The sequence below is a fragment of the Variovorax sp. RCC_210 genome, assembly GCF_041355175.1.
Lineage (GTDB): Bacteria > Pseudomonadota > Gammaproteobacteria > Burkholderiales > Burkholderiaceae_C > Variovorax.
The window spans coordinates 298,712-317,516 of record NZ_JBFUPJ010000008.1 but is presented as its reverse complement, the minus strand read 5'-3'; the positions used below and the strand labels follow the sequence as shown (position 1 = coordinate 317,516).

General features: G+C 70.6%; 18 protein-coding genes. 13 read left to right on the top strand and 5 right to left on the bottom strand.

Annotation, left to right across the window (positions count from 1 at the left end; genetic code table 11):
- The first annotated feature begins 57 nt into the window (after nucleotides 1-57).
- The 4 genes from AB6807_RS22965 to AB6807_RS22950 are packed head-to-tail and all read left to right on the top strand — an operon-like array spanning nucleotide 58 to nucleotide 4,112.
- Nucleotides 58-1,539: an FAD-dependent oxidoreductase gene (locus AB6807_RS22965; RefSeq protein WP_371086361.1), complete on the top strand. Its 1,482-nt coding sequence runs from the start codon at nucleotides 58-60 to the stop codon at nucleotides 1,537-1,539.
- On the top strand, nucleotides 1,536-2,414 hold the full coding sequence (locus AB6807_RS22960; protein WP_371086360.1) for a sugar phosphate isomerase/epimerase family protein: 879 nt from the start codon (nucleotides 1,536-1,538) through the stop codon (nucleotides 2,412-2,414). The genes AB6807_RS22965 and AB6807_RS22960 overlap by 4 nt, the downstream gene beginning before the upstream one ends.
- Entirely contained in the window at nucleotides 2,401-3,219 is an 819-nt protein-coding gene (locus AB6807_RS22955) for a shikimate dehydrogenase (RefSeq protein WP_371086359.1), read from the top strand. Before AB6807_RS22960 ends, AB6807_RS22955 begins: the two co-directional genes overlap by 14 nt.
- The gene (locus AB6807_RS22950; RefSeq protein ID WP_371086358.1) at nucleotides 3,216-4,112 is read left to right on the top strand and encodes an alpha/beta fold hydrolase; all 897 of its coding nucleotides are present in this window, start codon (nucleotides 3,216-3,218) and stop codon (nucleotides 4,110-4,112) included. The genes AB6807_RS22955 and AB6807_RS22950 overlap by 4 nt, the downstream gene beginning before the upstream one ends.
- 25 nt (nucleotides 4,113-4,137) lie before the next feature.
- On the opposite strand, the gene AB6807_RS22945 is transcribed toward AB6807_RS22950, so the two are convergent.
- On the bottom strand, nucleotides 4,138-4,359 hold the full coding sequence (locus tag AB6807_RS22945) for a hypothetical protein (protein ID WP_371086357.1): 222 nt from the start codon (nucleotides 4,357-4,359) through the stop codon (nucleotides 4,138-4,140).
- Nucleotides 4,360-4,390: 31 nt separating this feature from the next.
- Entirely contained in the window at nucleotides 4,391-6,496 is a 2,106-nt protein-coding gene (gene metG / locus AB6807_RS22940; protein WP_371086356.1) for a methionine--tRNA ligase, read from the bottom strand.
- 149 nt (nucleotides 6,497-6,645) lie between these two features.
- On the opposite strand from metG, the gene AB6807_RS22935 reads away from it, so the two are divergent.
- The 4 genes from AB6807_RS22935 (at nucleotide 6,646) to AB6807_RS22920 (ending at nucleotide 9,837) form a co-directional block, all read left to right on the top strand.
- Nucleotides 6,646-7,302, top strand: a complete 657-nt coding sequence (locus AB6807_RS22935) for an LpxA family transferase (RefSeq protein WP_371086355.1) — start codon at nucleotides 6,646-6,648, stop codon at nucleotides 7,300-7,302.
- Between the two features lie 72 nt (nucleotides 7,303-7,374).
- Nucleotides 7,375-8,406, top strand: coding sequence for an isocitrate/isopropylmalate dehydrogenase family protein (locus tag AB6807_RS22930; protein WP_116910860.1), 1,032 nt, complete (start codon nucleotides 7,375-7,377; stop codon nucleotides 8,404-8,406).
- A 107-nt stretch (nucleotides 8,407-8,513) separates the two neighbouring features.
- Nucleotides 8,514-9,203, top strand: coding sequence for a YceH family protein (locus AB6807_RS22925; RefSeq protein WP_371086354.1), 690 nt, complete (start codon nucleotides 8,514-8,516; stop codon nucleotides 9,201-9,203).
- A gap of 109 nt (nucleotides 9,204-9,312) precedes the next feature.
- Nucleotides 9,313-9,837 carry a hypothetical protein gene (locus AB6807_RS22920; protein WP_371086353.1) on the top strand — a complete coding sequence of 175 codons (525 nt, stop codon included), beginning with the start codon at nucleotides 9,313-9,315 and terminating at the stop codon, nucleotides 9,835-9,837.
- Here the strand turns inward: AB6807_RS22920 and AB6807_RS22915 are convergent.
- Together AB6807_RS22915 and AB6807_RS22910 are read right to left on the bottom strand one after the other, a co-directional pair.
- On the bottom strand, nucleotides 9,779-10,369 hold the full coding sequence (locus tag AB6807_RS22915) for a TMEM175 family protein (RefSeq protein ID WP_371086352.1): 591 nt from the start codon (nucleotides 10,367-10,369) through the stop codon (nucleotides 9,779-9,781). The genes AB6807_RS22920 and AB6807_RS22915 overlap by 59 nt on opposite strands.
- An 18-nt stretch (nucleotides 10,370-10,387) precedes the next feature.
- Nucleotides 10,388-10,897 (bottom strand): Lrp/AsnC family transcriptional regulator, encoded by a 510-nt coding sequence (locus tag AB6807_RS22910; protein WP_371086351.1) that lies wholly within the window; start codon nucleotides 10,895-10,897, stop codon nucleotides 10,388-10,390.
- A 137-nt stretch (nucleotides 10,898-11,034) separates the two neighbouring features.
- On the opposite strand from AB6807_RS22910, the gene AB6807_RS22905 reads away from it, so the two are divergent.
- The 3 genes from AB6807_RS22905 to AB6807_RS22895 all read left to right on the top strand — a co-directional run bounded on the left by AB6807_RS22905 (nucleotide 11,035) and on the right by AB6807_RS22895 (nucleotide 15,409).
- The gene (locus AB6807_RS22905) at nucleotides 11,035-12,204 is read left to right on the top strand and encodes a M20 aminoacylase family protein (protein WP_371086350.1); all 1,170 of its coding nucleotides are present in this window, start codon (nucleotides 11,035-11,037) and stop codon (nucleotides 12,202-12,204) included.
- Nucleotides 12,205-12,230: 26 nt separating this feature from the next.
- On the top strand, nucleotides 12,231-13,454 hold the full coding sequence (locus tag AB6807_RS22900) for a diaminopropionate ammonia-lyase (protein WP_371086349.1): 1,224 nt from the start codon (nucleotides 12,231-12,233) through the stop codon (nucleotides 13,452-13,454).
- 134 nt (nucleotides 13,455-13,588) lie between these two features.
- The gene (locus tag AB6807_RS22895; protein WP_371086348.1) at nucleotides 13,589-15,409 is read left to right on the top strand and encodes a hybrid sensor histidine kinase/response regulator; all 1,821 of its coding nucleotides are present in this window, start codon (nucleotides 13,589-13,591) and stop codon (nucleotides 15,407-15,409) included.
- Between the two features lie 39 nt (nucleotides 15,410-15,448).
- Here AB6807_RS22895 and AB6807_RS22890 read toward each other — a convergent pair whose 3' ends face one another.
- Complete coding sequence (locus tag AB6807_RS22890) at nucleotides 15,449-16,648, bottom strand: patatin-like phospholipase family protein (protein WP_371086347.1); 1,200 nt, start codon at nucleotides 16,646-16,648, stop codon at nucleotides 15,449-15,451.
- An 86-nt stretch (nucleotides 16,649-16,734) separates the two neighbouring features.
- Between AB6807_RS22890 and apbC the strand changes: the two genes are divergently transcribed.
- Together apbC and AB6807_RS22880 are read left to right on the top strand one after the other, a co-directional pair.
- A complete protein-coding gene (gene apbC, locus AB6807_RS22885; protein ID WP_371086346.1) occupies nucleotides 16,735-17,826 on the top strand; it encodes an iron-sulfur cluster carrier protein ApbC in 1,092 nt (363 codons plus the stop codon).
- 3 nt (nucleotides 17,827-17,829) lie between these two features.
- The gene (locus tag AB6807_RS22880; RefSeq protein WP_371086345.1) at nucleotides 17,830-18,783 is read left to right on the top strand and encodes a LysR family transcriptional regulator; all 954 of its coding nucleotides are present in this window, start codon (nucleotides 17,830-17,832) and stop codon (nucleotides 18,781-18,783) included.
- The last annotated feature ends 22 nt before the right edge of the window (nucleotides 18,784-18,805 follow it).

Below are 18,805 nucleotides of genomic sequence, written 5' to 3'. Positions count from 1 at the left end.
CGCTGCAACCCTTGCCGCAACTTCATCTTCCTGAACCCCCTCCTGAAAGCACCACCCATGGGAACCCTCACCCCCGAAGAGCGCCACTTCTTCCGCTCCGACGTCAACGCCCGCGACAGCCAGCGCACGCAGCGACAGCCGCACGGGCACATCACCGAGCCCGCGCGCCAGGTGCCGGTGCACGAGCGCTGCGACGTGCTGGTGCTCGGTGGCGGCCCTTCCGGCGTGGCGGCGGCCGTGGCGGCCGCGCGCGGCGGTGCGCGCGTGGTGCTGCTGGAGCGCTACAACCACCTGGGCGGCCTGTCGACCGGCGGGCTGGTGATCTGGATCGACCGCATGAGCGACTGGTCGGGCGCGCACGTCATCCATGGCCTGGCGGCCGAGTTCATGGACCGGCTCGGCGGTTCGCCGCAACCGGCCGTCGCCGGCCCGCCGCGCGAGGACTGGGGCTCGCGCGACGCCGCCAAGGCCGAGCACTGGGCGCTGCGCACCGCGGCCTTCCACGGCGTGGTCACGCACTCGCCCACCATCGACCCCGAGATGCTGAAGGGCGTGTACCACCAGATGGTGCGCGAGGCCGGCGTCGACCTCATCCTGCACGCCTGGATGGTCGCGCCCATCGCCGAGGCGGGGCGCGTCACGGGCGCGGTGTTCGAAAGCAAGCAGGGCCGCCGCGCCATCCTCGCCAACGTGGTGGTCGACACCACGGGCGAGGGCGACCTGTACGCGGCGGCGGGCGCGGCGTTTTCGTCGGACATCGACGCGCACGACATCCACCACTGCATCAACACCTCGTGGCTGTTCGCGGGCGTGGACATGCGGCGCTGGCTCGACTTTCGCGCGCACCAGCCGCAGGCGTACTCGGCCTTCCTGGCGCAGGGCCGCGAGGCGCTGGGCAGCTTCGAGAAACCCATCGTCTCCTGGCGCGACGACGTGGCCACCTTCCTGGGGCCGCGCAAGTCGGGCTTCAGCGCGCTCGACGTCGACGAGATGACCCAGGTCGAGTGGGAGTCGCGCAAGAGCATGGCCGAGCACCTGGCCTTCTACCGCGCGCATGCGCCGGGCTTCGAGCGTGCCTGGGTCATGCTGATGGCGCCGCAGATCGGCACGCGCCACGGCCGTCGGCTGGTGGGCGTGAAGAGCGTGCGGCGCGGCGCATGGGACGCGGGCGCGGTGGAGGCCGACGAAATCGGCATCAGCCCGAGCCCTTCGCCCAGGTTCCCGAACATCTCGGTGCCCTACGGCGCGCTGGTGCCCGAGACGCTCGACGGCGTGCTCGCGGCGGGCAAGCACATCTCGTGCGACACCAACTCGCACGGCTTCATGCGCGAGATTCCGCAGTGCTGGCTCACGGGCCAAGCCGCGGGCACGGCGGCGGCGCTGGCGGCGGACAGCGGCGTGCTGCCGCGCGATGTCGACGTGAAGCGGCTGCAGGCGCTGCTGGCGGCGCAGGGGGTGCCGCTGCGGCAGGCAGCGGCCGACGCACTGCAGGCACCGCAAGCGCCGCAGGTCCAGCAGGTGCAGACTGCGCAGGCATGAACTTTCGCCTGTCGCTCGCCCACCTCGGCATGCTCGACGCCACGCCGCCCGTGCTGGTGCAGGCGGCGCACGCGGCGGGCTTCTCCGGCGTGGGCATCCGCCTGGCGCCGGCGCGCCTGGGCGAAGCGCCGTTCCCGATGGGCGTGGGCGGCCAGATGCTGCGCGAGACGTTGGCGCGGCTGAAAGACGCCGGCCTGTGCGTGCACGACATCGAGATCGTGCGCATCAAGCCCGGCTTCGATGCGGTGGCGCTCGCGGGCGTTCTCGACTCGGCGCAGGCGCTGGGCGCGCGCTGCCTCATGGTCAACGTGGACGACGCCGACACGGCGCGTGCCGCCGACAGCATCGGCGCGCTGGCCGAACGCGCACGGCCGCACGGGCTGGCGCTGGGGCTGGAGTTCATGGTCTACACCGCCATGCCTTCACTGGCGGCGGCGCGGCAGATGGTCGCGGCGTCGAAGCGGGACAACGTGCGCGTGGTGGTCGACGCGTTGCATTTCTTTCGCGCGGGCAGCGTGCCGGCGGACCTGCGCGCAGAAGGCGCAGAAGGTGCAGCGGGCGTGAAGGCCGCAGAAGGCACAGAGGCCGCAGGCCCCATCGACCGCCACTTCATGCAGCTCAACGACGCGCCCGCCCAGCGCCACCCCGGCCTGTCGGCCGCGGAAGAGGGGCGGGCGCACCGGCTCTTCGCGGGCGAGGGCGAACTGCCCGTCGCGCAGCTGCTGCAGCACCTGGCGCCCGGCGCGCGGCTGTCGGTCGAAGCCCCCAGCGCCATCCGCAGCGCCACGCTCACGCCGCATGCGCGCGCCGCGCTGGCCTTTCAAACGACCCTTCGATTCCTGCAACGCCATGGCCATGCACATGAACCCCGCTGACACCCTCGAATGGAGCGGCCTGAAGCTCGACGGCAACACCGCCGTGCTCGGCATCATCGGCGACCCCGTGGCGCAGGTGAAGGCGCCGCTGCCGCTCACGCAACTGCTGCAGCGGCGCGGCATCAACGCGGTGCTGGTGCCGCTGCACGTACCCGCCGCGGGCGTGGCGCCGCTGCTGCAGGCGCTGCTCGCGGTGCGCAACGTGGCGGGCATCGTCGTCACCGTGCCGCACAAGCAGCGGGTGGCCGGGCTGCCCATCGACACGCTGCGCGCCGCGCGCGAGGCGCAGGCGGTGAACGTCGTGCGCCGCGCGGGCGACGGCTGGCAGGGCGACCTGCTCGACGGCGCGGGCTTTCTCGCGGGGCTGGTGCGCAACGGCTTCGACGTGAAGGGCCGCAGCGTGGGGCTCGCGGGCGCGGGCGGCGCGGGCAATGCCATCGCCTTCGCGCTGGCCGCGGCGGGGGCGGCCTCCATCGACGTGCGCGACGCCGACGCCAGCAAGCGCGCCGACCTGGTCGACCGCCTGCGCGCGCTGGGCTACACCGCCGGCGAGTGGGACGCCGCGAGCCCGCGCGACCTGCTCGTCAACGCCACGCCGGCCGGTATGCGCGAAGGCGACGCGCTGCCCATCGCCCCCGAGGCCATCCGCGCCGGGCACACGGTGGCCGAGGTCATCATGGAGCCGCACACCACGCCGCTGCTGGCGCTGGCGCAGCAGCGCGGCGCGCGCACCGTGCACGGCCGCCACATGATGGACGAGCAGCTCGAGCGCATGGCCGACTTCTTCGCGGAGGCATTGCGATGAGCGCGGCGTTCTTCCCCGGCTTCGCGGTGCACGACGTGGCGCTGGGCGATGCCGTCATCCACGCCGAGGTCGGCGGCAGCGGACCGCCGCTGCTGTTGCTGCACGGCTACCCGCAGACGCACGTGGCCTGGCACCGCATCGCGCCCGCGCTGGCGCGGCACTTCACCGTGGTGGCGCCCGATCTGCGCGGCTACGGCGACAGCACCGGCCCGGCCGGTGACCCGCTGCACGTCAACCACTGCAAGCGCACGCTGGCCGCGGACAAGCTGGCGCTCATGCGCGCGCTGGGCTTCGAGCGCTTCGCCGTCATGGGCCACGACCGCGGCGCCCGCGTGGGCTACCGGCTGTGCCTGGACACGCCCGAGGCCGTCAGCTGCTTCGTCTCGCTCACGGTGGTACCGACCGAAGAAATGTGGAAGCGCGCGGGCATGGCCTTCGGCCTGAAGGCGTTCCACTGGTACCTGTTCGCGCAGCCCTTCGACCTGCCCGAACGCATGCTGGCGGCCGAGCCCGCGTACTACCTCGACTGGACGCTGCGCAACATGGTGCAGAAGGTGGATGCCGTCACGCCCGAGGCGCTGGCCGAATACCACCGCGCCTTCGCCAAGGCGTCGGTGCGCCACGCCATGGTGGAGGACTACCGCGCCGCCGCCGACATCGACCTGCGGCACGACCGCGACGACCTGGCGGCGGGCCGGCGCGTGGCGTGCCCGGTGCAGGTGCTGTGGAGCGCGTCGAACACCGCGAAGCCCGATCCGCTCGACATCTGGAAAACCTGGGCGAACGAGGTGGAGGGCGGCACCATCGACTGCGGCCACCTGATGGCGGAAGAAGCGCCCGACGAGGTGTTGGCGCGCGTGCTGCCGTTTCTGCAGCGGTACGCCGGCGGCTGAGCGCGAGCGGTTCGGGCGGCCGCGCTTACTGGCTGTCCGGAATCACCGCATCGGCCGCCGCGCCCACGGCCTTGCCCGTGATGCGCACGGTGCCGATGGCGGCATCGGCGGCCAGGCCCACCGCGCTGGCGCCCACGCTCACCGCGGTGCCCGCCACGGTGACCACGGCGCAGCCGCCCAGCGCGGCTGCGAGGGAAAGCGACAGCAGCAGGAGGGCGCGGCGCGGCAGGGTCATCGTGATCGTCATGGCAGGGCGGGGTCCTTGTCTGCGTCTTCGCTCAGCGAACGCGCATGCCCGGCGTTGCGCCCGGCCAGGGTTCGAGCACGTGGATGCCCGGGTGGGCCTTTTCGTCGCCGTGGCTGGCGGCCAGCACCATGCCTTCGCTCACGCCGAACTTCATCTTGCGCGGCGCCAGGTTGGCGACCAGCACGGTGAGCTTGCCCACCAACTGCTCGGGCTGGTAGGCCGAGGCGATGCCGCTGAACACGTTGCGGGTCTTGCCTTCTCCCGCGTCCAGCGTCAGGCGCAGCAGCTTGGTCGAGCCCTCGACCTTCTCGCAGGCCACGATCTTCGCGATGCGCAGGTCGATCTTGGCGAAGTCGTCGATGGTGATGGTGGGCGCGATGGCTTCGCCGCCCGGCAGGTCTTGCGCTGCAGCGTCGGCGGTGGCGGCGATGGCCGTGGCGGCAGACTCCGGCACGTCGAACAGCTTGTCGACCTGCTTGGGGTCGGCGCGCTGCATCAGGTGCTTGTAGTCGCCGATGGCGTGGCCGGCGGGCAGCGGCTGCGCCGCATCGGCCCATGCCAGCGGCGAGATCTTCAGGAAGGCCTCGACGTTCTTCGCCAGCGCCGGCAGCACCGGCTTCAGGTACAGCGTGAGCAGGCGGAAGGCCTCGATGCACACGGTGCACACGTCGTGCAGCCGCGCCTCGGCGCCTTCCTTCTTGGCCAGCTCCCAGGGCTTGTTCTGGTCGACGTACTCGTTCACCTTGTCGGCCAGCGCCATCACCTCGCGCAGCGCGCGGGCGTAGTCGCGTGCGTCGTACAGCGAGTACAGTTGCGCCGCCGCGTCGCGCAGCGCGAACAGCAGCGCGTCGCCGTCGGCCGATACCTCGCCCAGCTTGCCCTCGAAGCGCTTGCCGATGAAGCCGGCCGCGCGGCTCGCGATGTTGATGTACTTGCCCACGAGGTCGCTGTTCACGCGCGCCACGAAGTCCTCGGGGTTGAAGTCGATGTCCTCGTTGCGGCCGTTGAGCTTGGCGGCGATGTAGTAGCGCAGCCACTCGGGGTCCAGCCCGATCGACAGGTACTTCAGCGGATCGATGCCGGTGCCGCGGCTCTTGCTCATCTTCTCGCCGCTCACCGTCAGGTGGCCGTGCACGTACACGGCGTCGGGCGCCTTGCGGCCGCTGAAGTGCAGCATCGCGGGCCAGAACAGCGTGTGGAAGGTGATGATGTCCTTGCCGATGAAGTGCACCTGCTCCAGCTCGGGGTCGGCCATGTACTCGGTGTACGAGATGCCGTCGCCGCCCAGCTCGATGCAGCGCTTGTCCAGCAGGTTCTTCAGCGATGCCAGGTAGCCCACGGGTGCATCGAGCCACACGTAGAAGTACTTGCCCGGCGCATCAGGGATCTCGATGCCGAAGTAGGGCGCGTCGCGGCTGATGTCCCAGTCGCCCAGGCCGCCCTTGCCTTCGTCGTCCTTGTAGAGCCATTCGCGGATCTTGTTTTGCACCTCGGACTGCACATGGCCGGGGGCGGCGGTCCATTCCTTCAGGTAGGCCTCGCAGCGCGGATCCGACAGCTTGAAGAAGAAATGGTCCGAGCTGCGCAGCTCGGGCTTGGCGCCCGACAGGGCCGAGTAGGGGTTGATGAGCTCGGTGGGCGCGTACACGGCGCCGCACACCTCGCAGTTGTCGCCGTACTGGTCCTTGGCGTGGCAGTTGGGGCATTCGCCCTTGATGAAGCGGTCGGCCAGGAACATGCCCTTTTCAGGGTCGTAGAACTGCTCGACGCTCTTGGTCTCGATGAGGCCGTTGGCGCGCAGGTCGCGGTAGATGTCCTGCGCGAGCTGGTGGTTTTCGGGCGCGTCGGTCGAGTGCCAGTTGTCGAAGGAGATGAAGTAGCCGTCCAGGTAGGGCTTGCGGCCCGCGGCGATCTCGGCCACGAAGGCCTGCGGCGTCACGCCGGCCTTGTCGGCGGCGATGGTGATGGCCGCGCCGTGCGCGTCGTCGGCGCACACGAAGTTGACCTCGGCGCCATTCATTCGCTGGTTCCGCACCCAGATGTCGGCCTGGATGTACTCCATCATGTGGCCGATATGGAACTTGCCGTTGGCGTACGGCAGGGCGGTGGTGACGAAGAGCTTGCGCGGGGCGGACATCGGGGAGGGCGCTTTCGGAGTGGTACGGGAGGGGTACGGACGGAACCGGGCATTTTAGGTGGCCGCGTCGGCGCCGGGGGTTTCACGGGTTTGAGCAGGGTTGAACGGGGCTGAACGGGGCTGAACCGGGGGCATGGCAGCATCGCCCGATGCCACACGCCATCGACCTCGGCGACTACATCGCCGGATTTGCCGCTTCCGTCCTCGCGCCCTGGGCCGGCGCGCTGCCCTGGGAGCTGCCGCCACGCGCGCCCGACATCGTTCGCCAGCTGCTGGCCGCGTTGCCGGCCGGCGAATACGCCATCGACGGCGACGTGGCCGTCCACCGCAGCGCCACGGTCGAGCCCGGCGCGGTGCTCAAGGGCCCGCTCATCGTCGGGCCTGGCTGCTTCGTGGCCGCAGGCGCCTACCTGCGCGGCGGCAACTGGCTCGACGCGCGCTGCAGCATCGGCCCGGGCGTGGAGCTGAAGTCGTCCTTCGTGTTCGCGGGCACGGCGCTTGCGCACTTCAACTTCGTCGGCGACTCGGTGCTGGGCGCGGGCGTGAACATGGAGGCCGGCAGCATCGTGTGCAACCACCGCAACGAGCGGGCCGCGAAGGAGATCTTCGTGCGCAGCGGCACGGACGACGACAACGGCAAGGGCGCCGCGCTGCAGCCCACCGGGTGCGAGAAGTTCGGCGCGCTGGTGGGCGACGGCGTGCGCATCGGCGCCAACGCGGTCATCGCGCCGGGGGCGCTGCTGAGGCCGGGGCGCGTGGTGGGGCGCGCCTCGCTGATCGACCCCGAGCTGCCCGGCCACGAGTGACCCACGGCGGCGCAGGGTGTCTTGCGCCAGACGTATGCTGCATTCCCCGATACACCCAGAGAGACCCTGCCGATGACCACTCCCATTCCCGCAACCCTCATTCCCGGCGATGGCATCGGCCCCGAGATCGTCGACGCCACCCTGGCCGCGCTCGACGCGCTGAAGGCGCCCTTCGTGTGGGACCGCCAGATCGCCGGCCTCGGCGGCGTGGTGGCCGCCGGCGATCCGCTGCCCGTGGCCACGCTGGACAGCATCCGCCGCACCCGGCTGGCCCTGAAGGGCCCGCTGGAAACGCCCTCGGGCGGCGGCTACCGCTCGTCGAACGTGCGGCTGCGCGAGGAGTTCCAGCTGTACGCCAACCTGCGCCCGGCGCTCACCATCGTGCCCGGCGGGCGCTTCGACAAGATCGACCTGGTGGTGGTGCGCGAGAACCTCGAGGGCCTGTACATCGGCCACGAGCACTACGTGCCGATCGACGGCGACCCGCACGCCGTGGCCATGGCCACCGGCATCAACACCCGCCAGGGCAGCCGGCGCCTGCTGGAGTACGCCTTCGAGACGGCCGTGGCCACGGGCCGCAAGAAGGTCACCATCGTGCACAAGGCCAACATCATGAAGGCGCTCACGGGCATCTTCCTGGAGACCGGGCTGGACCTGTACGAGAAGAAGTACAAGGGCAAGTTCGAGCTCGACACGGTCATCATCGACGCCTGCGCCATGAAGCTGGTGCTCAACCCCTGGCAGTTCGACATGCTGGTCACCACCAACCTGTTCGGCGACATCCTGTCCGACCTGGTGGCGGGCCTGGTGGGCGGGCTGGGCATGGCGCCGGGCGCCAACATCGGCACCGACGCGGCGATCTTCGAGGCCGTGCACGGCTCGGCGCCCGACATTGCCGGCAAGGGCATCGCCAACCCCACCGCCATCATGCTGGCCGCCGCGCTCATGCTCGACCACGTGAAGCTGCCCGAGCTGGCCACGCGCCTGCGCAAGGCCATCGACGACACGCTGAACATCGACAAGGTGCGCACCGGCGACCTGGGCGGCACGGCGGGCACGGCGGCGTTCACCAAGGCGCTGGTCAGCCGCATCAACGGCGGCTGAGGCTGCTTGCCGCACCGGGGCAGGGGACCGGCCCTGCCCGGTGCCCTCACCGAACACGTGTACGCTGCCGGGGCCATGCTCCGGTGGCGTTTCTTTTTTGAGCTGTCATGTCCTCGACATCCCTTCCCGTCCTGTCCCTCCTCGAAACCCGTGTCCTCGGCGTGCTGGCCGAAAAGCAGCGCACCGTGCCCGACAGCTACCCGCTCACGCTCAACTCGCTGGTGTCGGGCTGCAACCAGAAGACCAGCCGCAACCCCGTGCTGGAGCTCAGCGAGTCGCAGGTGCAGGCCGCCATCGACAGCCTGAAGGGCTACAGCCTCGTCGCCGAGACCAGCGGCGGGCGGGCCTTTCGCTACGAGCACAACGTCGACCGCGTGCTGCGCATTCCGTCGCAGTCGGTCATCCTGCTCACGGTGCTGATGCTGCGCGGGCCGCAGACCGCGGGCGAGCTGCGCATCGCCTGCGACCGCATGCACAACTTCGCCGACATCTCGTCGGTCGAGGGCTTCCTGAACGAGCTCGCCGAACGCCCCGCCGGCGGGCTGGTGGTGAAGCTGGCCCGCCTGCCGGGCGCGCGCGAAAGCCGCTGGGCGCACCTGCTGAGCGGCGAGCCCGCGGAAGAAGTCGCCGGACCGGCCGGTGCTGCGGGCGAGGGCGCGCATGCCTCGCACGATGCATCGCTCGGCGAGGTCGCCGCGCTGAAGGCCAACGTGGCGCGGCTGGAGGCCGAGGTGGCGTCGCTGAAGGCGCTGGTGGCACGGGTGTGCTCGGAGCTGGGGATTTCCGCGGAAGGCTGATCGGCTCCATCAGCGCCATCCGTAACACGCGTTCACACCGGCTTCACGCAGAACGCACATTGCCTGCCTACCTTCGGTTCCCATTGCAGACCTCAATGGAGCACCGGCCATGGACAACGGACACCTCGCAGCGTGGCGCGACCACATGCCCTTCGACGACATCACCCGGCGCGCGCTCGGGTGGCTCGCCATGCTGGCGGGCATCGCGAGCCTCTATGCCTTCTTCTGGTGGGCCGCGTCGGCCACCGGCTTCTTCCTGTTCGACGGCTGGCGCCACACCTGGCAGGGGCTGGGCACGGCGCTGGCGTTCCGCGACATGGACACGGTGTACTACCTGTCGAGCTGGACCTTCTCGGTGTTCGGCGGCCTGTTCGGCTGGGCGGCGCTGATCGGCTTCGCCGTGGCGCACCGGCGCGGCTGGGACGCGGTGGCACCGTGGATCAAGCTGGGCTGCGCGCTCGGCGTGGCGGCGGGGCTGGCCTTCGAGCCGGGCCGGCTGCTGGCGCTGGCGCCCATCGTCTGCGCGGTGGCGCTGCTGCTGCGTTCGATGCTGGTGCCCGGCGGCGACGCGGCGGTCAGCCCGCAGGCGCGAGCCGCCGGTACAGCCGCACCACCAGCCCGCCGCCCAGGTTGAGCGCAAAGGCCCACAGCGCGCGCCCGGGCACCACGAAGCTCAGCGCCATCGTGAGCAGGCACGACACCAGCAGCACCAGCAGCGACACGCGCCGCTCCACCCAATGCGCGTCGCGCACCGGCTCGGGCAGCAGCGACATCAACAGGAACCCGATGAGCGCGAGCGCGCCGATGTTGGCCGCGTAGATCACCGTGGCGGTGGCGTGCGAGGTGAAGCGGCCCATCAGCACCGTCGAAAAGGGCACCAGCGTCACGAACAGCAAATAGAACAGGCTCCACTTGGCATAGGCCTCGCCCACGGTTTCGCCGCGCGAGCGCGCCTTGATGAGCGACAGCCAGCTCACCCCCAGCACGTAGAAGCTCAGCAGGTACGGCAGCAGCTTGGGGCCGAGCGCGAGCAGCGCCTGCAACAGCGAAGCCTCGTCGGCGCCCACGGCGGCTTCGTCGGGAATGCGCAGGTCGAGCACGAGGATGGTCATGCCCACGGCGAAGATGCCGTCGGTGAGGGCGTCGAGGCGGTTCTTGGGGTACATGGCGTGTCCGGTGGAGGTTCAGGCGGCTGGCACAACGGGTGCAACCGGCACGACGGGCACGACGGGTACTACGGGTACATCCAGCCCGAGCTTCACCGCGTCCATCGTGACCAGCGTGCGAAAGCGCTTGACGTTGTTGCTCTGGAAGAAAAGCTGCCGCGTCAGCGCGGTGTACTGCGCCATGTCGCGCACCACGAACACCAGGATGAAGTCCCACTCGCCGGTCACGTAGTAGCACTGCTGCACCTGCGGGCAGGCCTTGAAGCTGCGCTTCATGGCGTCGAGCAGGTCGATCTGCTCGCTCTCGGTTTCCACCTCGGCCACGATGGTCAGCGGGTGTCCCAGCGCGGCGGGCGACAGCACCGCGCCGTAGCGCTGGATCACGCCCTCGTCGCGCATGCGCTTCAGCCGCCGGTTGACCGCCGCGGTCGACAGGTGCACCCGCTCGCCCAGCTCGCTCTGCGGCATGCGGCTGTCGGCCTGGATCAGTTCGAGCAGGCGGAGGTCGAGGGCGTCGAGCGGGGTCATGGGTGGAGAGCGTCGAGAGCGTGGAGAGCGTGGAGAGCTTGGAGAGGGTCGGATCCGGCCTGCGCCGCGCAAAAACGTTGCGCGAACAACGCCGATTTTGCGCGCCTGTCTCGCACCGTAGTCAATAGCATCTCTCCATGAACTCCACCGACGCTCCCCTGCGCGACACCCTCACCGGCTGGCGCCGCCAGCTGCATGCCATGCCCGAGACCGGCTTCGAGGAGGCGAAGACCTCGGCCTTCGTCGTGCGCGTGCTCAAGGCGCTGGGCCTCGACGTGCACACCGGCATCGGCGGCACCGGCCTGGTCGCCAACCTGAAGGTGGGCCAGGGCCGCGGCGTGATCGGGCTGCGCGCGGAGATGGACGCGCTGAACATCACCGAGCTGCCCACCGACCGCGCCTACGCCTCCGCCACGCCCGGCAAGATGCACGCGTGCGGCCATGACGGCCATATGTCGATGGTGCTCGGCGCGGCGCAACTGCTGCGCGAGCGGCAGGACTTCGACGGCACCGTGCGCTTCATCTTCCAGCCGGCCGAGGAGCATGGCCGGGGCGCCAAGGCGATGATGGACGACGGCCTGTTCACGCGCTTTCCGGTCGACGAGATCTACGGCCTGCACAACATGCCCGGCATGCGCGCCGGCACCATCGCCACGCGCACGGGCGGCATCATGGCCAGCGAAGACAACTTCACGATCCACGTGAAGGGCCGCGGCACGCACGCCGCGCGGCCGCACATGGGCGTGGACGCGATCGTGATCGGCGCGCAGATCGTGCTGGCGTTGCAGACCATCGTCTCGCGCACGCTCGACCCGGGCGCGCAGGCGGTGGTGTCGTGCACCGAGTTCGTCACCGACGGCATCCGCAACGCGATGCCGTCGAACGTGGTCATCAAGGGCGACACGCGCAGCTACGACCCCGCCGTGCAGCGCATGCTGGAAGACCGCATGCGCGAGATCAGCGAGGGCATCTGCCGCATGCACGGCGCCGGCTGCGAGTTCAGCTACACGCACGAGTTCGCACCCACCGTGAACTGGGCCGAATGCGTGCCCACGGCGGTGGCCGCCGCCACGGCCGTGGTGGGCGCGGACCAGGTCGATGCCAACGTGGCGCCGATGATGATCTCGGAAGACTTCGGCGCCTTCCTGAAGGTGGTGCCGGGCGCCTTCGTGTTCCTGGGCAACGGCGCCGAGGGCGAGGCGGGCAGCACGCCGCTGCACAACGGCAGCTACGACTTCAACGACGCGGTGCTCGCCACGGGCGCGCGCTACTTCGCGGAAATCGTCCGCCTGCGCCTGCCGCGCTGAACACCGCAACATTCGAAATCACACCCATGCTGGTCACCAACACGAACGCCGTGCGCGCCGCGTACCCGCGCGAGCTGCAACACATCATGAGCATTGCCGAGGCGCAGCGCACGCGCGACTGGCTCTCGGCCTGGCCGATGCTTTCGCGGGCGCCCACGCCGCTGTGGCCACTGCCCGACATGGCGCAGTCGCTCGGCGTGGCGGGCGTTTTCGTGAAAGACGAATCGAAGCGCTCCGCGCTCGGCAGCTTCAAGGCCCTGGGCGCACCGGCCGCGCTGGTGCGCCTGGTGCTGCGCGCCCACCCCGCGTGGGAGCCGAAGGCCGTGCTGCAGGGCGCGTACGCCGAGGCGCTGCGCGGGTGGGTCGTCGTGAGCGCGACCGATGGCAACCACGGCCGCGCGCTGGCCGCGGCCGCCCGCGATGCCGGCGTGCGCTGCGTGATCGTGCTGCACAAGCACGTGAGCGCTGAACGCGAGAGCGCCATCGCCGGCTTCGGCGCGGAGGTGGTGCGCATCGAGGGCAACTACGACGCCTCGGTCGCGCACGCCGCGGCGCTGGCGCGGGAACACGGCTGGCAGGTGGTGTCCGACACCTCGTACGCGGGCTACGAAGACATTCCGCGCGACGTCATGCAGGGCTACGGCACGCTGGTCGACGAGGTGCTGGCGCAGCATGCGCGGCCTTTCACGCACGTGATCCTGCAGGGCGGCGTGGGCGGGCTGGCCGCGGGCGTGGCCAGCTACATGTGGGAACGCTTCGGCGCGCGGCGCCCCACGCTGGTCGTGGCCGAGCCGCGCCAGGCCGACTGCCTGCTGCAGAGCGCGCTGGGCGGCCGGGCCGCGAACGCCACGGGCACGGTCGATTCGGTGATGGCGGGCCTGGCCTGCGGGGAAACCTCGCCGCTGGCCTGGCGCTTCCTGCAGCCGTCGATCGATGTGTTCATGACCATCGAGGACGACGACGCCATCGACGCCATGCGCCGGCTGGCCCGGGGCTCGGTGCGCGACGTGCCCATCGAGAGCGGCGAGTCGGGCGCCGCCGGGCTGGCCGCGCTGCGCGTGCTGGCGCTGTCGCAGGCACACCGCGCGCACCGCACGCAGATCGGGTTGGCGGCGGACGCCAACGTGCTGCTGATCAACACCGAGGGGGCGACGGCGCCGTCGGTGTACCGGGAGCTCGCCGGCCTGGACGCCGAAGAGGTATTGCGCCTGCAGCGCCTGCATGGCGAGCGGCTCGGGGCGAACCCATGACGTACCCATGACCAACCCATGACCAATGGCACTGTCGCGCGACCACCCCGCCGATAGCATGAGCGGGTGACCACCCGCGACCTTCTCATCCCCCGCTGCTCCAACCCGCGCCACTGCCCGCGCTGCGCCGGGCCATGACATCGGCCGCCGGCGCGCCGCTGGACGACCGCGCGCTCGGCCAGCGCGTGCTGCGCGAGCACGTGGCCTCGGTGTATGCCTCGCGCCGGGTGTCGGTCAGCGCGCACCTGTGCTTTGCCTGGGCGCTGGGCGTGGCCTTCTACTGGCAGTACGGCACGCAGTGGGCGCTGTTCTGGCTGGCGCTGATCACGCTGGTCGACCTGTACGCGCTGCTCACGCCGGGCTGGCATGCGGGCATCGCGGCGGACCGCAGCCCGTACTGGGCGCGCAAGTACACGCGGCTGGTCACGCTGGTCAGCAGCGCCACGGCGCCGGCGCCGCTGTTCGTGATTTCCAACGACAACCTGCCCATCACCACGCTGCTGGTGGTGGTCATCATGAGCAGCTGGACCCGCGCCATGCAGGCGCTGTGGCCGTTGAAGCCGGCGCTGTTCGGCTACGGCCTGCCGATGATGCTGGGGCTGATCGTGGCGCTGGCCTGGCAGCGCGACGCGCTGCATGTGTTCCTGGCGGTCTTCGGCGCGGCGCACCTGGGGCTGACCTTGCGCACCGGCATCGAGCAGAACCGCATCCTCACCGACGCGCTGATCCTGCGCTTCGAGAACGAGGCCCTGGCCGGGCGCCTGGGCGAGCAGATTGCCGCCACCGAGCGCGCCAGCGCCGAGAAGACCCGCTTCCTGGGCACCGCCAGCCACGACCTGCGCCAGCCGCTGCACGCCATTGCGCTGTTCGGCGCGGCGCTGCGCAATGAGCTCAGCGACCGCCCCGAAGGGCAGAACGCCGAGCGCCTGATGCGCGCCGTCGATGCGCTGGGCATGTCGCTGGACACCATGCTGGACGTGTCCCGGCTCGACGCCGGCGTGGTCACGCCGGTGGTGCGCCCGGTGCAGCTCGACGCGCTCTTCTTGCGGATGAACTTCAGCTTCGGCCCGCTCGCCGAGCAGAAGGCGCTGCAGCTGCGCGTGCGCGCCAGCCGCCTGTGGGTGCGCAGCGACCCCGAGCTGCTGCACCGCATGCTGTCGAACCTGGTCGACAACGCGCTCAAGTACACCGCGCGCGGCGGCGTGACGGTCACGGCGCGCGAGCGCGGCGAGGCGGTGTGGATCGAGGTGCGCGACACCGGCATGGGCATAGCGCCCGAGCAGTCGGGGCGCATCTTCGAGGAGTTCTACCAGGTGGGCAACCCGGGGCGCGACCGCTCGCGTGGGCTGGGCATCGGGCTGTCGATCGTGCAGCGGCTGTCGCGCTTGCTGGGGCATCCGGTGCAGTTGCATTCGCGCCTGGGGCGCGGCACGCACTTCAGGGTGGTGGTGCCCAGGGTGGCGCCGCCGCCGGGCGCGGCCGCCAGCGCACTGGCCGATGCCGCTTCGCTGGCGCCGGCGAGCGCGGGTGTGGCCGTGGGCGCCGATGCGGCCCCGGCGTTGCCGCGCCGGGTGCTGCTGGTCGACGACGAGGCCGACATTCGCGCCGCCATGACCGGCCTGCTGCGCTTTCATGCGATCGACGTGCGCACCGTGGCCGACGAGGCCGGTGCGCTCGACGAGCTGGCGCGCGCCGAGGCCGAGCGCCAGCCCTTCGACATGCTGCTGTGCGACTACCGCCTGGCCGACGGCGCCGACGGGCTGGACGCCGGGCTGCGCCTGCAGCAGCGGCTGAACAGCGGCGTGCCCCTGCTGCTGGTGACCGGCGAGACCGCGCCCAGCCGGCTGCAGCGCGTGCGCGAATCGGGCGTGCCGGTGCTGTTCAAGCCGGTGGTGGCCGAGAAGCTGCTGCAGACGATGTCGGCGCTGGTGTCGGGGCAACGTGCCGGGCACTGAAAGGCCGGCGAGCGCTCAGGCTGCCAGCCTATCAGATGGTCAGGCGGCGTTCCAGCCGAAGAAGCGCAGCACCTCGTCGTGCTGCTTCATGGCGTCCGCGCGCCCGAGCGCCATCAGCTCGCGCGTGTAGCCCGACTCGAACAGCAGGTAGCTCGCCAGCGCGCCGCCCTTCACGTCGGCCGCCACCCTGGAGCCGCCCAGCAGGTGGCGCACGGCGCCGGGCAGGGCGTCGACATGGCGCGCGGCAATCACGTCCAGCCGCTGCGACGGCGAAATCACCAGCAGGTCGAGCGGGCGCAGCGCGCTCGCCGCTCGCGCTTCTTCGGGAATCAGCCCCAGCGTGTGGTTGATGCGGCGCAGGCGCTCGATGTCCACCGCCAGCGCATCCAGAAAGATGCTCGACAGCGCATGGCCGGCGATCTGCGCCATGGTCGGGTAGCCGCTGTGGGTGTTGGGCGCGGCGGTTTCGCGCGGCTCGTGCATGCGGCCCGCGCCGATCACCAGGATGCGCTGCGCGCCCAGGTGGATGGCCGCCGCGATGGGGGCCGACTGCCGCATCGAGCCGTCGCCGAAGTACTCGGTGTGGCCCTGCTGCATCGGCAGCGCCGTGGCCGGGAACACGAAGGGAATGGCCGAGGACGCCAGCAGGTGCGTGTGCGTGATGCGGTCGCGCACCGACAGCCGCTGCGAGCGTACCCAGGGCTCCATGGGCACGGCCGCCTCGAAAAAGGTGACGTGCTCGCCCGAGCTGTAGCTCGACGCGGTCACGGCCAGCGCCTGCACGTGGCCGGCGGCCATCAGCCCGGGCAGCCGCTCCAGCGGCACCAGGCGGCGCAGCAGCTCGGCCAGCGGCCGGTTGTCGAGCAGCGACTTGGGCTTGATGCGCATCCAGTTGGCCGCGAAACGCCCCAGCCCGAGCAGCATGCGCCAGCGCGCGCCGCTGCCGATGACCGAGAGCGAGTCGGCGCGGTACACCTGCTCGGCGCGGAACTCGCTCCACACCTTGGCGATGTGCGCCACCATGGCGTCGAAGTTGTCGGCGCCGCAGGCCAGCGCCGCCGCGTTGATGGCCCCGGCCGAGGTGCCGGTGATGACGGGAAAGGGGTTGTGCGTGCCGGTGACGGCGGGGCCGGCGGCGCGCCGGATGTCTGCAATGGCCTGCAGCACGCCCACCTGGTAGGCGGCCCGCGCGCCGCCTCCGGTGAGCAGCAGGCCGGTGACGGGGCTTGTCTCGGGCATTTTTTATTCGTTTCAGGCTTTTGGGAGGCCGATCGATGAGGGCTTAGGGAGCGAACTAGACTACCGGCCATTCAGGAGTTAGATCAATGGCACTCACCCCAGAAGGGCTCACCGACGCGCTCAAGGCCGTCGCGGACCCTAACACCGGCAAGGAATTCGTGGCGAGCCGGTCGCTCAAGAACCTGCAGGTCTCGCAAGGCGATGTCTCGTTCGACATCGAGCTCGGCTACCCCGCCCGCAGCCAGCACGCGGCGATCCGCGCGGCGCTGGTCGCCGCCGCCAAGGCGGTGCCGGGCGTGGAGAACGTGTCGGTCAACATCGTCACCAAGGTCACCAGCCATGCGGTGCAGCGCGGCGTGCAGCTGCTGCCCAACGTGAAGAACATCATTGCCGTGGCCTCGGGCAAGGGCGGCGTGGGCAAGAGCACCACCGCGGCCAACCTGGCGCTGGCGCTGGCCGCCGAAGGCGCCACCGTGGGCCTGCTGGACGCCGACATCTACGGCCCGAGCCAGCCCATGATGATGGGCATACAGGGCCGCCCCGACAGCGCCGACGGCAAGACCATGGAGCCCATGGAGCGCCACGGCGTGCAGGTGATGTCCATCGGCTTCCTGGTCGACCAGGACCAGGCCATGATCTGGCGCGGCCCCATGGCCACCCAGGCGCTGGAGCAGCTGCTGCGCCAGACCAACTGGAAAGACCTCGACTACCTCATCGTCGACATGCCCCCGGGCACCGGCGACATCCAGCTCACGCTGAGCCAGCGCGTGCCGATGACGGGCGCGGTGATCGTCACCACGCCGCAGGACATCGCGCTGCTCGACGCCAAGAAGGGCATCAAGATGTTCGAGAAGGTCGGCGTTCCCATCCTGGGCATCGTGGAGAACATGGCGGTGCACATCTGCTCGAACTGCGGGCACGCCGAGCACATCTTCGGCGCCGACGGTGGCAAGAAGATGGCGGCCGAGTACCAGATGGACTACCTGGGCGCGCTGCCGCTGGACATCAGGATCCGCCTGCAGGCCGACAGCGGGGCGCCCACCGTGGTGTCCGAACCCGACAGCGACGTGGCCGCGCTCTACAAGGACGTGGCGCGCCGCGTGGCCGTGGGCATCGCCGAGAAGGCGAAGGACTTCTCGGCGAAGTTTCCGACGATCTCGATCAGCAAGAACACCTGAGGCATGAACCTGCTCGCCTCCATGCGCTACCTGGTGGCGCTGAACGAGCACAAGCACTTCGGGCGCGCCGCGCAGGCCTGCCACATCACGCAGCCCGCGCTGTCGAACGCGCTGCGTGCGCTGGAGAGCGAGTTCGGCGTGGTCATCGTCAAGCGCGCGCGGGTGTACGTCGGCCTCACGCACGAGGGCGAGCGCGTGCTGGCCACGGCGCAGCGCATGCTGCGCGACAACGAGGTGCTGCTGCAGGAGCTGCGCAGCGAAGCGGGTGACCCGCACGGCCGCCTGCGCATGGCGGCCGTGCCCACGGCCGTTCCCATGCTCTCGCGCTTCGCGGCCATGCTGCAGCAGCGGCACCCGGGCATCGTGCCGGCGGTGCTGTCGATGAGCTCGCAAGACCTGGAAACGGGGCTCGAGAGCCTGTCGGTGGACCTTGCGCTGGGCTACACCGAGCGCATGCACCTGCCGGGCATCAAGCTCACGGCGTGGCCGCAGAGCATCGAGCACTACTTCCTGCTGCGCCGCGCGAAGAAGGCGTCGGCCGACCAGCTGCGCATCGGCAAGCCCATGACCTGGGCCGAGGCCGGCAAGCTGCCTCTGTGCCTGCTCACGCCCGACATGCACAACCGCACCATCGTCGACCAGGCGCTGCGCGAGGCGGGCGTGCCCGCCGCGAATGCGTCGCCCGCCATCGAGACCAATTCGGTGCTCACGCTCGCGCTGGCCGTGAGCGTGGGCACCGTGAGCAGCGTGCTGCCCGGCGGCATGGTGGCCGCGGTGCGCAGCCACCGCGAACTGGAGGCGCTGCCGCTGGTGGCGCCCGAAGTGCGCACGCCCATCGGCTTCATGACGCAGGAGGGCGTGCGCCCTTCGCGCGCGCTCGACGCCGCGCTGGCCTTCATGAAAACGCCCGAGTGGCAGTCACAGGTGCAGCAGCACAGCGGCACGCTCGGCGAATAGCGGTCCATTTACTTATTGAATC